This window comes from Hymenobacter terrenus, assembly GCF_000972495.1.
Classification (GTDB): Bacteria; Bacteroidota; Bacteroidia; order Cytophagales; family Hymenobacteraceae; genus Hymenobacter; species Hymenobacter terrenus.
This window is the reverse complement of sequence record NZ_LATM01000056.1, coordinates 1-13617: the sequence shown is the minus strand read 5'-3', so window position 1 is coordinate 13617 and position 13617 is coordinate 1. Positions and strand designations below refer to the sequence as shown.

Annotated in this window: 13 protein-coding genes; 3 read left to right on the top strand and 10 right to left on the bottom strand. The window is 57.9% G+C overall.

The annotated features are described in order from the left end of the window. Positions 1-242 precede the first annotated feature (242 nt). From WX88_RS25775 to mnmD, 3 genes are all read right to left on the bottom strand, one after another. Entirely contained in the window at positions 243-812 is a 570-nt protein-coding gene (locus WX88_RS25775; protein WP_046247307.1) for a GDYXXLXY domain-containing protein, read from the bottom strand. Then, complete coding sequence (locus tag WX88_RS25770; protein WP_052733122.1) at positions 805-2088, bottom strand: DUF2157 domain-containing protein; 1284 nt, start codon at positions 2086-2088, stop codon at positions 805-807. Before WX88_RS25770 ends, WX88_RS25775 begins: the two co-directional genes overlap by 8 nt. 170 nt (positions 2089-2258) lie before the next feature. Further along, the gene (mnmD, locus tag WX88_RS25765; RefSeq protein WP_046247306.1) at positions 2259-2972 is read right to left on the bottom strand and encodes a tRNA (5-methylaminomethyl-2-thiouridine)(34)-methyltransferase MnmD; all 714 of its coding nucleotides are present in this window, start codon (positions 2970-2972) and stop codon (positions 2259-2261) included. Positions 2973-2993: 21 nt separating this feature from the next. Between mnmD and WX88_RS25760 the strand changes: the two genes are divergently transcribed. Together WX88_RS25760 and rlmN are read left to right on the top strand one after the other, a co-directional pair. Further along, positions 2994-3440 (top strand): thioesterase family protein, encoded by a 447-nt coding sequence (locus tag WX88_RS25760; protein ID WP_046247305.1) that lies wholly within the window; start codon positions 2994-2996, stop codon positions 3438-3440. A 635-nt stretch (positions 3441-4075) separates the two neighbouring features. Continuing rightward, positions 4076-5155 carry a 23S rRNA (adenine(2503)-C(2))-methyltransferase RlmN gene (rlmN, locus tag WX88_RS25750; RefSeq protein WP_046247303.1) on the top strand — a complete coding sequence of 360 codons (1080 nt, stop codon included), beginning with the start codon at positions 4076-4078 and terminating at the stop codon, positions 5153-5155. A 73-nt stretch (positions 5156-5228) separates the two neighbouring features. Here the strand turns inward: rlmN and WX88_RS28380 are convergent, their stop codons facing one another. From WX88_RS28380 to WX88_RS28375, 5 genes are all read right to left on the bottom strand, one after another. Then, positions 5229-6281 carry a hypothetical protein gene (locus WX88_RS28380; protein ID WP_052733121.1) on the bottom strand — a complete coding sequence of 351 codons (1053 nt, stop codon included), beginning with the start codon at positions 6279-6281 and terminating at the stop codon, positions 5229-5231. A 213-nt stretch (positions 6282-6494) separates the two neighbouring features. Next, positions 6495-7463, bottom strand: a complete 969-nt coding sequence (locus tag WX88_RS25740) for a YihY/virulence factor BrkB family protein (protein WP_046247302.1) — start codon at positions 7461-7463, stop codon at positions 6495-6497. A gap of 133 nt (positions 7464-7596) precedes the next feature. After that, a complete protein-coding gene (locus WX88_RS25735; RefSeq protein WP_046247309.1) occupies positions 7597-8343 on the bottom strand; it encodes a DUF3891 family protein in 747 nt (248 codons plus the stop codon). A 233-nt stretch (positions 8344-8576) separates the two neighbouring features. Then, positions 8577-8741 carry a CAP domain-containing protein gene (locus tag WX88_RS29210; RefSeq protein ID WP_231590801.1) on the bottom strand — a complete coding sequence of 55 codons (165 nt, stop codon included), beginning with the start codon at positions 8739-8741 and terminating at the stop codon, positions 8577-8579. After that, entirely contained in the window at positions 8687-9589 is a 903-nt protein-coding gene (locus WX88_RS28375; RefSeq protein ID WP_052733119.1) for a CAP domain-containing protein, read from the bottom strand. Before WX88_RS28375 ends, WX88_RS29210 begins: the two co-directional genes overlap by 55 nt. 577 nt (positions 9590-10166) lie before the next feature. Between WX88_RS28375 and WX88_RS25725 the strand changes: the two genes are divergently transcribed. After that, positions 10167-10931 carry a TerC family protein gene (locus tag WX88_RS25725; protein WP_046247301.1) on the top strand — a complete coding sequence of 255 codons (765 nt, stop codon included), beginning with the start codon at positions 10167-10169 and terminating at the stop codon, positions 10929-10931. Between the two features lie 104 nt (positions 10932-11035). On the opposite strand, the gene WX88_RS25720 is transcribed toward WX88_RS25725, so the two are convergent. Then, positions 11036-12772 carry an alkaline phosphatase D family protein gene (locus WX88_RS25720; protein ID WP_046247300.1) on the bottom strand — a complete coding sequence of 579 codons (1737 nt, stop codon included), beginning with the start codon at positions 12770-12772 and terminating at the stop codon, positions 11036-11038. A 156-nt stretch (positions 12773-12928) separates the two neighbouring features. Next, on the bottom strand, positions 12929-13504 hold the full coding sequence (locus tag WX88_RS25715) for a T9SS type A sorting domain-containing protein (RefSeq protein WP_197076974.1): 576 nt from the start codon (positions 13502-13504) through the stop codon (positions 12929-12931). Positions 13505-13617 lie beyond the last annotated feature (113 nt).

The following is a 13617-nucleotide window of genomic DNA, read 5'->3' as shown; positions in this document are numbered from 1 at the left end:
AATCGGCACCACAGACTACCGCATTACTTTTGCCTGACTACTTAAAAGTAACTGTGCCTGCTGCCCAACGCCGGGCACCTCACCCCCGCCTCCTTTCCGCAAGAGAGGGGAGCCGGATGTCAGCAATCTAGACTTGTTTGGCTCCCCCCTCTCCGCAGGAGAGGGGGCCGGGGCTGGGGTGGTCAGGGCCGCGCAACGAGGCGTTACTACCGCACAACTTTTTACAAGCCCCCGAATCAAGCTTAACGGCTGAGTTCGGGGGCTTTTAGCTGTTCCGCTACGTGGGCAATGCGGGCCTGGCCCCAGGGCGCAATGCTGACCCGCACCCGCAACGGATGCACCCGGCCTACTTTTTCCAGGCGCAGGCCACTGGCTTCGGGCACATAGTAGCGCTCCAAGTTGAAGCGCAAGGTGAGGGAGTTGCGGTATACATCGGTCACCCAGCCGCGCAGCACGGCTTGGTTGGGAGCGGGCTGCGGGGCTTTGGCATAAACTCCCACGGTGGTGCTGATGCTATCCGGGCCAGGAGCCAGGAGTACGAAAACGCCCTGGCGGCGGCGCGGGGCAGCATCGCCGTGCCACAAGTGGAGCGGCGCTTCGCTGATGTTGTAGCGCAGGCGCACGAAGTCGCCGTAGAGCAAGTCGCGCGGGTCGATGGGAGTACTGGTCAGGATAATGTGCTGGCCCAAAGCCGCCGTGGCGTAGCCCGCACCGGCTACGCCTAGCACGTAGAGCACCTGCGCACCCACCAGCAGGCGCAGCAAGGGCCGGCGGTGGGCTGGGGCCGAAAACCAGGTCAGCAGATCAGCCATTGGCAGAAGGGGTTTCGGGAGTGGCTGGCGGCGTGATGGGTGGCGAGCCAGCTTGCTGCGCTACCGGCGGCGCGGCGGCAGCCAGCACCTGGGCATTGCGGCGGCGCAGGTACCAGCTCAGGCTCAAAAGTAGTACCCCCCCCAACAGAAAGAACAAGGACTTATCAAGAAATGCCCAAGTCAGCTTGAAGTACGCTACCATGGTCGCGGCCACGAACAGCACCGCGCCAATGGTGAGTTGGTCGGCGTCCTCGTTGCGGTGGGCACGGGCGAGCACCGAGCCGGCGTGGGCATACAGCACCACCAGCGTGGCCACCGCCAGCGGCAGTCCCCCCGGCAAGTAGAAGCCGGGCAACAGCAGCAGCCAGTCGAGCAGGGTATCGAAACGCCCCCGGGCCCGCTTGCCGGCTACCGATATAGCAAATACTCCCGCCAGCGCCGCCAGGTACGGCAGCAGCGGGGGGCGTAGCACATTGGCGTAGGTATCGGTTTCGCCAAAAGTGGCTAGCCCAAACATGAATAGGTATGCTGCCACCAGCGGCGGCCCTTGCAAGGCCCGGCCGCCGGCGCGGTTCTGCTGCCAGTCGCCGGCGGCGTAAATGGCCATGGCCGGCACAAAAAACCAGGTGATTTTGGCGTGCAGCACGATAACCAGCAGCGCCGCTTGCCAGAGCAACCCGATGGCCAATATAGTGCTGCTCACCACTTCGGGCCGGCGCCACCAGTAGTAGCCCAGCCCGCCTGCCACCAACGCGACCGTGACGTAGCTAAAAATCCCCAGCGCCTCGACACAATACGTTTGTACGCCCGCTCCAATTATCACCGTGAGTAGCACCAGCAGACGCGAGCCATACACGTAGCTTACGGCCACGCCCGCCACCACCCAAGCCAGCAGACCACTGGCATCGTAGCCCACCAACTGGTAGAGCTGACTAGTGAGAATAATGCTGGCTCCGAATAAAATCAACCCTAGTCCAATAAGGCCGTGGCCCAAGTCTTCGTTGCCGCGCCGCAGGAAGTATGCCCCGGCGGCGTAGGCGCCCACCAGACTGCCGAGCAGCAAAGCGAGACGGAGCACCTCGGGCAGGGCTTGCCAATTGGCCGCTACCACACTCAGGGCACTGAGACCAACCAGGATGCTGCCTAGTAGCGGAAGCAAACCCAATGCCCGGGCCTCGGAAGGGTAGCGAGCCAGCAGCTTTTGGCGCTGCTCTTCGCTGATAAGGCCTTCGGTAACCCAGGCGGGACTTTCGGTTTCGAGAAATTTACGACTCATTGGGTATGCAACATACGTTGACTAGCCGGATAAGGTCGCTTCGCCCACTGGCAACCATCCTGATACCTTTTGGCTATCAGCACATAACTACTCAATGTAAGGCGCCATGCGGATGCCCGCCAAAAATATTCGGGTGTAGTGTAGACTCAATGAGGCTGCGCTGTTCACGGCTAGCCGTCCTTGTGGGCGCGCGTCATCTCGCGCTTGCCGGGCGGGCCAGGGAGCTTTTCGGTACGCCAGCCAGCGGCCCGCAGATTACGTCGAAACTGACCTTGCGCGCAGTAACTCACCAGCACGCCGCCCGGAGCAGCAGCAACGTACAACTGCCGGAAGATGGCTTCAGTCCAAAGTTCGGGTTGTTTGTCGGGGGCAAAAGCATCGAAATAAATCAGGTCGTATTGACTTGGCTCCAGAGCTGCCTCCTGCAGGGGCTGGTGCATTTTCTTGAGCACAAAGCCAGGCAGCAACTCGGTAGGCTGGTCCCACGGCGCACTGTGGAGTTTGGCAAACAATTCTTTAAGCGGCGTGCCGCGCTGGTCCCATTCGGGCTGTAGGGCTGCGACCACGGCAGCGGGCAGCGGGTAGGTTTCCAACCCATCGTACTCGATGAAGGCACCCGCCATAGCGCCCGACTCCAGCGTCAGCAACGCATTCAGTCCCGTGCCCAGGCCCACTTCCAAGATGTGCAGAGTCTGCTGATAACCGATGTTCGTTTGCAGCAAAGGCCCGAGCCCGTGCTTGAGAAAGACGTGCTGCGACTCTTGACGCGCCCCGTGCCGGGAATGGTAATGCTCATTCAACGCCGGCACAAATAGCGTGGCCGAGCCGTCGGCCGTGGCCCGGACTTCTACCTTTGGCTCCTGAAAAATTTGCTCTCCGCTCATTGCTAACTATTGACTAACCCCATGGCCCGCGTAAAAGTAGCCTTGCCCGATACCTTCTCCTGCATCGCCGCAATCCCAGTGCGCATCACCGACCTTAATTACGGCGGCCACCTCGGCAACGACGCGCTGCTGGGCATTCTGCATGAGGCACGCGTGCAATTCTTGCGCTCGATAGGCCTGGAAAACGACTACGACGCGGTGAGCAAGCTCGGGCTCATCATGGTTGATGTGGCGATGGAATACAAAGGCGAAGCCTTTCATGGCGACATGCTGCACATCAAAATGGCCGCGGCCGACCCCAACAAGTACGGCTTCGATGTGGTGTACCACGTGCACAACCAAGCCGGCAAAGAGATAGCGCGGGCCAAGACAGGCATGCTGTGCTTCGATTACAATATTCGGAAGCTGCGGCTGTTACCAGAGGCGCTAGCGACGCGAGTGGGTTCCGGTATCGGGTCCGTTCAATGAGGTTATCTTCACAAGACAACTAATTCCATTTTACTATGCTGGCATTCGCAAAAATCCGTGGCCGGCTACTCTTAGCGTTTGGCTCACTGCCAATGGTTATTCTATCGGCGCAGTCTCAGGGGCGGCCGGCTCGTCAGGTGCTGCCCGCTGATTCCACAAAAGTGTACAATTACGTCGAGCACCCACCGGTGTATCCGGGTGGGGGCGGTTTAAAAGCACTTAGCGCTGACTTGTTGCGTGAGTTTGAGAACACCAGCGCGAAGGCAGGATGTACAATGCCCACATTTCCCGTGTTCGTCACCTTTATAGTAGAGCCCAGTGGCAGCATCTACGGGGTAAAAAGTATAAACAATATGTCCCTGCCAAGCATCCCTCCGCCCAAGGACACCATTCTTAAAGCGGATGGAATGCGTGGGAATGGCTCCCCGCACCGCAGTTTGCAGCCGTTGACGGCCGCTTGTGAAGCAGCCTTAGTAGCTGGTGCCCAGAAACTACCCCGCCTCAAATCCGGCACGCTGGGCGGCCGCAAGGTTGCGGTCAGCTTCACAATTAGGCTCATAGCCCCTCCCAAGTAAGGGCAGTGTCAAATCAGCAACGCGGGAACCCAACGCCTTGTCGGCTTGTATCTTTGTGCTATGCTTCTGGAACTGCCCCTCGCCCCCGTCATTAAAAAGCGCGACATCCGCAAAACCTCGCCCGACGAGCTCAAAGCCTTTATGGTCGAGAACGGCGAGAAGCCTTTCCGTGCCAAACAGGTGCTGGAATGGTTGTGGAAAAACACCGCCGCCACGTTTGAGGAGATGAACAACATCTCGCTGGCTACCCGTGAGCTGCTGGCCGCGCACTTCGTGATAAACGGTGTGACGGTGCAGAACAAACAGCTCTCGAACGACGGCACTATCAAATCGGCCTTCAAACTCTACGACGGCAACGTGGTAGAAGGCGTGCTCATCCCGCACGACACGCGGATGACGGCCTGCATTTCGAGCCAGGTGGGCTGCTCGCTTACGTGTAAGTTTTGCGCCACGGGCTATATGGACCGCAAGCGCAACCTCGACGCCGCCGAGATTTACGACCAAGTGGTGCGCATTCGGGAGCAGTGCGAGGCCCAATATGGCACGCCGCTCACCAATATCGTGTATATGGGCATGGGTGAACCGCTGCTCAACTACGCCAACGTGGTGGAAAGCGTGCGCCGCATCACCGCGCCCGATGGCCTGAACATGGCCCCGCGCCGCATCACCATCAGCACGGCCGGCATTGCCAAGATGATCAAAAAGCTGGCTGATGACGACGTGAAGGCCAACCTGGCTCTCTCGCTGCACGCCCCTACCGATGCCAAGCGCAACGAAATCATGCCCATCAACGAGGCCAACTCCTTGGCGGCGCTGAAGGAAGCCTTGCAGTACTACCACCAGAAAACCGGTCGTAAAGTCACCTACGAATACATCGTGTTTGATGGCTTCAACGACACGCTGGAGGATGCCGAGCACCTGCTCAAAATCTCGAAATGGCTGCCCTGCAAGGTAAACCTGATTGAATATAACCCCATTGAAAATGCTGATTACCAGAATGCGGCCGACGACAAAATCAGCGCTTTCCACAAGTATCTGGCCGACCGCGGCGTGCAAACCAACATCCGCCGCAGTCGGGGCAAGGACATTGACGCGGCCTGCGGGCAGCTCGCAGTGAAGGAAAAAGCCACCGCCGAATAGCAGCATTGATCGAATAAACAAAAGCCGCCGGCGATGAACCGGCGGCTTTTGTTTATGGGTTGCCGTCGACAGGCTACTTCCTTCGCTTTCCGAAACGGAACGTGAAATCGTAATACACCGGCAGAACGTACGTCGAGTAGAGGCGGCCCGCAGTGTGGGACGTTTGAGTGGCGGTGTAAGGCATGTTGTTGCTATTGTAGGCAGTGTAGGTGTGAGTTTCAGTATAGCCAAAGGCATAAACGTAGGCCGCTCCCAAGCCAAGGCTGGTGCGGCGCCAATTGATTTTGATGCCATAGAGGCCACCCATGCCCGAGCGCGAATTGGCAATGATATAATTTTCGCTAATCAGCGAAAAGCGGCGTGAAATGCGCTTTTGGGCCCCAATCTGAAGAATGGGCGTCGAGCCAATGTCCCCGTCAAAAAAGCCGTAGCCAAGGCCAGCGGTTACGTTGTCGTCGGCCGAGCCATAGGTAGCGGCGCCGTACAGAATACCGGCCCCGTAGGCCCGGTCGAGCGTGTTGAACGTGGGGATGCGGAGGTAGAGTGCGCCCGCCCCCACATGTAGCTTGTCGCTAATGGGAAAGCTGACCTTGGGCGTGAGCACAATCAACTGACTGCGGAGGCTGATTCCGGGGAAAACCGAGATATAGCCGCCTAGGGAAATGTTGTCGGTAATGCCAAAGTTTCCGCCTACCAGATACAGGCTAACGAGTTGCAACGTGTTTTCGCCCTTACGCAGGCCGCGGCCGGTGGGGGCAAAAAAGAGGCGATTGCCATTGCCGATGTCGAAGTAGCTTGGCTTAGCCCCCGCCACAGTGAGCGCGGCCAACACGGCCCGGCGCACCTGGCTACGCTCTAAGTTTACACGTCCCAATTCCTTGGTTTCAAACTCCAGATTGATTAAGTTCAAGCTAACCAAAGTGCCGTCGAAAGTGGTACCCTGCACGGTTTCGATGCGGTAAGCACGGCCCAGCAGATAAGAGTCGTTGGGAGCGGGGATAGTGTCGGGGGCAGTAGGTGGCGAAGCTACCGGAGGACCACCAAGTTCGGAGGGAGTTGTTTGGGCCAGAACAGGCGTATAGGTCAGGACCAAACCAGAGAATAGCAGAAGTAGGAGTTGTTTCATGGAGAAAATAATTTCTCCAAAGGTGAGCTGACGCTCCGTGACAGTCCCAAACGATGTTTTGCTCAACAGGACTTTACGAAAGTCGCTAATTACGCGAGCAGGCTATAGTACTATTCCATTCAACAAACTGCTTATAAAATGCTTATACAAGAATCCAACATTGATACGGCGAAAGAGAAAAGGACATTACATTCGTACCCGCTGGGCTTGAGGCTAGGATTTCCAACTGCCCGTGGAGCGTGGCCGGCCAGTGGCTATTTCCTCTTCTGACTCGCCGGGCGCGAACTCTTGCAGGCGTACACGCACGGCATGGGCTTTGGGCTGCACTTTTTGGCCGAAAGCATCGGCAAACTCCTGGGTGAACTCGGCCCCGAAGAAGATGATGAGCGAGGAATAGTTAATCCAAACCAGCAGCACGATGGCCGAGCCCGCCGCCCCAAATGCCGAGCCGGGGTTAGATTTGGCGATGTAGAAGGCAATGAGGTACTTGCCAATAACAAAGAGCAGCGCCGTGATGAAGGCTCCGACACCTACGTCGCGCCAGCGAATGATGGCATCGGGCAGGAAGCGGTAGATGAGCGCAAACAGCAGCGTAGTAATTCCCAACGACAAGGCAAAGTCAACCAGCCGGATAACGATAACGCCGATTTCGGGAATCTGCTTTTGCAGCCAGCCGGTGAAAGCGCTGAGCACGGCACTCACCACAAAGGAGATGAGCAGCAGCAGAGCTACGCTCAGAATCAGCCCAAACGACAGGAAACGCTGCTTGAGGAAGGCCCCAACGCCGATGCCAGCCGTTTTCACCTTCAGGTTCCAGATGTCGTTGATGCTCTCTTGCAGGGTGACGAAGAAGGTGGTAGCGGCAAAAATCAGCGTGCCCACCCCGATGGCCGTGGCTAAGGGGCCCCGCTTCTGTAGGGTGAATTTGGCAATGCTTTCTTGCAGAAAGGCGGCAGCATCGGGCCCGACCAGGCCCTTAATCTGCCCATAAATCTGGCCAGTGACGGCCTCGTCTCCAAATGCCGCGCTGGCCACCGTAATGACGATGAGCAGCAGCGGCGGCAGCGAGAAGATGGTGCAGTAGGACAAAGCTGCCGCATGCCGAAACGAGTTGTTATTGCTGAATTCAGAAGCTGAAGCCTTGAGAACATTCAGAATGTCAGTAAACTTATAGTGTGCCATGCTGCGGAAAAGTTGAGCGGCATCGAAGCCCGCTGTTTCTTAGTACGGGAAGAACACGCAGCAGTTGATATTCGCCCATTGTGGTTTGGGCTCCAGAGGTTATTCTCTCCCAGCCCATGTCCAGTGTAATTTACTAGTTTTCAGCAGCTTTTAAGGTCCAGCGCAGAGTTTCAACAGGAGCGGCGCGTAGGGTGGCCGCCAGCTCGGCATCGTCCTGAAACTGCAACTGGGTGAGCACGCTGGCTTCTACGTTCACCTCAATTTCGGGGGTGGCGAAGGGCCAGGGCTGCACCAGTACCGGGCCGTCGGCCTGGGGGCGGCGTACGTCGTAGCGCCGGCCGTCGGAGCCGCGGTAGATTTCCAGAGCACGGCCCATCTCGGGCAGCTCTTGGCGACAGAGGATGAGCGAAAGCCGGTCGCACCAGTGTAGCAAGTCGTAGGCGTGCTGGGCCTCGGCTTTGGTGAGCTTGAGGGCACGGCGCCACTGCTGCTGCTGGTCGCGGAGGGAGTTGAGAAAGGCGGTTATTTCCTCTGACTGCCCCCGGAGACTTTCGTAGAGGCAGCTCAGGTGCATGCTGGTGAGCAGGCTGCGCCAGCGCCCTTGGAAGCGGGCAGCGGCAAGCACGCCAGTGGCCTGGGCCATCGAGAAAGCCTTTTGAGTAAAGTTGGCCGGGGCCCCGGCGGCGGTGAGACCGTGATGGCCGCCGCGGTCGCGCCAGGCATCCTGCTCATCGTCGTGCTGAGCAATAGCGGCCAACAGCCCCACCCAGCGGTCGGGCGGCAGGGTGGGCGGCCAGTGCCAGGCCAGCTGCATAGCCAGCAGGGCGTGGGCTTGTTGGTAGATGATTTGCCAGCCGGCGGGCGTGGAGTTGACTATCATGGGCAGCGAAAATGAACGGGCCGCGACGGCCACCAACTGCTTACGCGCCGGACGGCAGCAGGGTGCGGCGGCACCGCCTTTTACCCCCTTGGCATATGTCACTGCTTTTTAGCTTTTCGCAGCTAGCCCTAAACAAAAAGAGCGACTGATACAGCCGCTCTTTTTGTTTTTGAAACCTGACCAATTCAGGTCGAGGCGATGTAGCTACTGCTTGTAAGGAGCAGCCGGTGTGCTTACCGGATGAAGATTTGGGTGCTGTAGATGCGGCCCGTGCTGCTGGTAGCAACACCAATACCGGTGCGGGTGAAATTGCCTTCGATGTTGGCGCGATGGCCGGGGCTATTTAGCCAGCCATTAACGAAGTCGGCAGCGGTAGCACCAGTGGAGCGGTAGGCCACGTTTTCGGCGCCCGAGCTACCACCGATTTNGCGCCCGAGCTACCACCGATTTGCGATACGATGCGATTAAAGCGGGAGTTGAAGCCGGTGTGTCCGAATGCCACAGCTCCTGAAGCCATGTTCTGGGTGTGTCCCTGTGCTTCGCTGGCAATAACAGAGTTAGCTGCAAAGGCTGGCAGGCCTAACGAGGCGCGGTGCTGGTTGACCAAGTCCAGAATCTGAGCGGCCAACGTAGTGCCAGTCGAAGGCGTCGTGGGAGTAGTTGGCGTCGTGGGGGGAGGGGTTGGTGTGGTAGGGTTTGTCGGTGTGGTGGGGGTCGTTGGCGTGGTAGCCGTACCTTTCAGGAAGATTTGGGTGAAATAGTAGTACCCGTTTTTTCCAAGAGCAATGCCGACCCCGGTGAGGTTGTAGTTACCCCGAATGTTCTCGCGGTGACCCGAGGTGCTCTTCAGCCACATGTCCACAATGGCTTTAGCTGAATTGGAGCCATAAGCCACGTTCTCCGCCGCGCCAGTCCAGCTTACGTAAGTCTTGAGGCGGCTTGTCCGGCTCGAGAATCCAGCGTGCCCAAAGCCAACGGCTCCCGTACCCATGTTTTGGCTGTGACCCCGGGCCTCATCGGCGATAGCAGGGTTATTGACCAAAGCAGGCAGGCCCTGCGCGGCCCGGTCCTGGTTGATGAGCTGTAGCACTTCGTTTTCGAGAGACTCATAAGCCGAGGCGTTGCTGCTCGATTTAGTGGCCGAGGGTGCGGGTGTGGGTTCATCTCTATCCTTTTGGCAAGAGGTGGTGAACACTCCTACGCCGAAAGCAAAAAGTAGAACTTTGGTAATTTTTAGCTTCTGCATTGTAATGGGAGTTAAAATGTTGAAAGTGCAATTACGAGGTATCACAAAGGTAAATAAACCTTTTGACACATGCAAGCACTAAGTCCTTTTTAACAATGATTTATAGTCCGTCCAACTCTTGGGATTTTAAATCAATTTCAATCTCAGACATCGTTTTTAATATAAATCTCTTTACACAAAATCTACTATTCAAGTTGTGTGCTTTGTGAAGAAAATGTTAACAACTAGTCAATCCATTTAGCACACCAATTTCATTAGCAAAAAGCCTGCATACTGAGGCTAAACGCCGTTTTTGAAGTATTCGATAAATCTTCGGATAGTGCCACGGCTGGAAGCGCACAGGCCTAAAGCAGATAAAATACTTGCCTCGTTAGAACGACAATAGGCGAGCAAGTAGGTAGCGCCTGCCGTACAAAGGCGGGGCCACAAGAGGCGCCTGATAAGGTGGTTCCAGAAATAATCAGCCCTTCTTCGGCGGGACTGGCGCAGTTCCGGGTCGGGTTTTAGCGCGGTGGTGTCTTGGCCAAAATGCCCGCCGTGCTTGCAACAGCCGTAATTTCCCGCTTTATTTCTCTGCATGTACGCCCCCCTTCAGCAAATCATCGATAACCCCCTGGCCGCGCTGGCCATCGTGGGCAACCTGGTTATTATTGAAAGCCTGCTCTCCGTCGACAATGCCGCCGTGCTGGCCACTATGGTGGGCGACCTACCTAAGGAAGAACGGAAAAAGGCTTTGCGCTATGGCATCTTCGGAGCCTATGTGTTTCGGGGCGTGTGCCTGGTATTTGCCTCGTTCCTGATAAACTTCTGGTTTTTGAAGCCACTGGGCGGGCTCTACCTCCTGTATCTGGTGTACGACCATTTCCGGGCTGGCCCCAAGGAAGGCGAGGAGGAAATTGCCAAGGAAAAAAGCTGGATTTACCGGCGGACGCTGGGTTTGCTGGGTAAGTTCTGGGCTACGGTAGCGCTGATTGAGCTGATGGATTTGGCTTTTTCCATCGACAACGTGTTTGCCGTGGTGGCCTTTACCGACAACCTGATTCTAGTGGTTGTGGGTGTATTCATCGGCATCCTGGCCATGCGGCTGGTGGCGCAGGCCTTCGTGCTGCTGATGGGCCGCTACCCGTTCCTCGAAACGGCAGCTTTCGCCGTTATCGCCCTGCTAGGGCTAAAGCTGGTACTGTCGCTCTTCGAACACTTCCAGCCCCAACACCCGCTGAGCATATTCCTGGGTAGCGAGGCCGCCGACGTGGGCCTGACCGTGCTCACAGTAGCCATGTTTGTGGTGCCGTGGGGCACGTCGGTATTGTTCAACTATCCGCGTCGCATGAGCCGGCCCTAGCCGTCACTGGGTCGCATTAAACAGCCCTGCTCGCAAGCACCCCAACAAAAAAGCAGCGACCACACCCGGCCGCTGCTTTTTTACTTAAAACGAATTCGTATTGGCTACGCCTCCACCACCTTCTTACCAATCGTAGTCACGGCATTCTCCGTATCGAGGCCAGCTACATAGTGGTACTCCGCGGTGGCGTTGCTGGCCGTGAACGTGGCCAAGACGTATCCCCGCCTGGAAGCGTCGAGGTACTCCAGGTCGTCAATGAGCAGCTGGTTCGACTGCTCGAAGCCCTGGATGGCGGCTGTGTTGCCGGCTAGCAGCCCCTCTAATCCGGGCGATGACACCGACGAGCAGGCGAACTCGGCGCCCACACGCTGGCCGGTGTTAGTGGTCAGGCCGCTGTGCCAGGCGTTGTGAGTGTCGCCGGCCAGCGCAATTAGCTTTTTGCCAGTGGCGGCAGCGTACACCCGCTCGCGCTCGGCGGGGTAGCCGTCCCAGGAGTCGAGGTTGTAGGGCAGCACGGTGGTTACGCGGGCGCGTTCGGCAGCGGTCAGCGTGGGGTCGTTTTGCAGCACCCGCGCCTTGATGGCGCTGAGCTGGGTGGCCAGCGCGCTGTATTGGGCAAGTAGCGCGAGCGTGGGGCCGGCCGCTAGTTGCGCTACCACCGTCAGCAGTTCGACCGGAATGTACATCTTGCCCATGAGCACCTGCGAGCCCAGCACCTGCCAGCTGGCGCTGCTGCTGCCGAGCGCGGTGGCCAGCCAGGTACGCTGGTCGAAGCCGAGCATCGAGCGGTCGGCTTTTTGCCAGTCGTTGGCAAAAGCAGCGGCGTTGAACGTATTGCCGGGAGCCGTGAAATAGCTGGCCAGGCTCAGCTGCTTATCGCGTCCCACGATGCGGGTATCAAGCATGAGCAGGTTAACCAAGTTGCCGAATTCGAAGCGGCGGTAAATTTTGGTTTTGTCGGCCACTCGAGCTGGCAGGTACTCAAACCAGGCCTGATTGGCGGCGCGCTTGCGGTCCTCGAAGGTACCTTCGTTGGGCTGGTGATTTTCGGCGCCGGTGGTGTAGGCGTCATTGGTGTACTCATGGTCGTCCCACACGCAGATGAACGGCTTGAGCTGGTGGGCACGCTGTAACTGCTTATCGGAGCGATACTGGCGGTAGCGGGTGCGGTAGTCGCTCAGGCTGATGATTTCGGTGGCTGGCTGGTGGGCGCGGTTGAGGCTGGCGGTGGTGGCATTGGTGCCGTAGCCACCCGCGCCGTACTCGTAAATGTAGTCGCCAAGGTGCACTACCGCGTCGGCGTCGGAGGCCGCTACGGCGCCGTACACGTTGAAAAGGCCAGCCTGAAAGTTGGCGCATGATACCACGGCCAGCTTCACGCTACTGGCCTGGGCGCCGGTGGGCAGGGTCTTGGTTTCGCCTACCACCGACTCGGCTTTGGTACCCTCGCTGCGGAAACGGTAGTAATATTTCTTATTGGCCGCGAGGCCGGGCACGTCTACCACGGCGGTGTAGTCGGCCGTAGCGGGGGCTACCACCGTGCCGCTGGCTACCAGGGAGCTGAAGGCGCTGCTTTCGGCCACTTCCCAGCGCAAGCTGGCGTCGCCGGATTCGTTGTCGGCGTTGGTGTAGCGCGTCCAGAGGATGACGTTGGTGGCGGAAGGGTCGAAGCTGGCTACGCCCTCCTTAAAACCAAAGTTGCCGGTGTAGTCGACACTGGGGTCGTCGTTGTCGTCGTTACAGCTCGTGAGCAGCGAGGGCAACAGGGCCACGCCGCCCGAGAGTAATACCGTGTTGCGGACGAAGTCCCGACGATTAATCTTCTTATTGTTTTCAGACATTGCCAAGGCAGCTTAAGTGCACTGACAAAGGTGAAAGCAGCTTGTTGGCAGTAGGTTACCAGATGTTTACGAATAGAAAAACTACCACACTGGTAGTAGCCCGCCTTGCTCGGTGAAAGGCTAGGAACCGCAGCCGTCCACCGGTTCGGACGTAAGTTATTCCTTGGTGAAACGGCGCACAACGGGCCCGGCACCCGTACGCATTTCAACCAGATACACCCCCGGCGTGAGGCCCGCCAGTGTGACCGGCGTAGCACTACCCGCCGCCGTCGTGCCACGAAGCACGGCCTGACCCAGCGTTGTGCGGATGGTGTAGGGAGTGGCCTGGGTCGTGCGCAGGCTCAGGCTTTCGTGTGCAGGATTGGGGTAGAGCACCAGTTCGGAAGCCGCGCCCGCTGCCGTCGTGGCCAAAGCTACCGACTTACGCTGCCACGCCCTCACGTAATCAATCTCCAGATAGTGCGGTGTTGGGTCGTTGCGGTCTGCTTCGAAGGTAGCCGGATCGGGGTTGAATAGGTTATCAATCTCAGTCTGAAAACGCAGAAACAGCGGCCCGTTGTTATAATTCGGCATTTTAACGGCTTGGACGCCGTCTACATAGTAGGTAATAAAATCCGGAGTCCACTCACACGCAAACACGTGGAAGCTGGCGCTGAAGTCAATTTCCACGCCGGTATAAGCAGAGCTTCCGCGAAAGCCATCATTACGAATCTCAACTGAGGAGGATTGCACAAAGCGAGGGTCGGTGTGCAGGAAGTATGAATCACGCACAACCTCAACCCTATCTCGTTGCCCAGCCGACCTAGAGCAAATTTCAGGTTAGTGTACGTGGTAGCCACAATGGT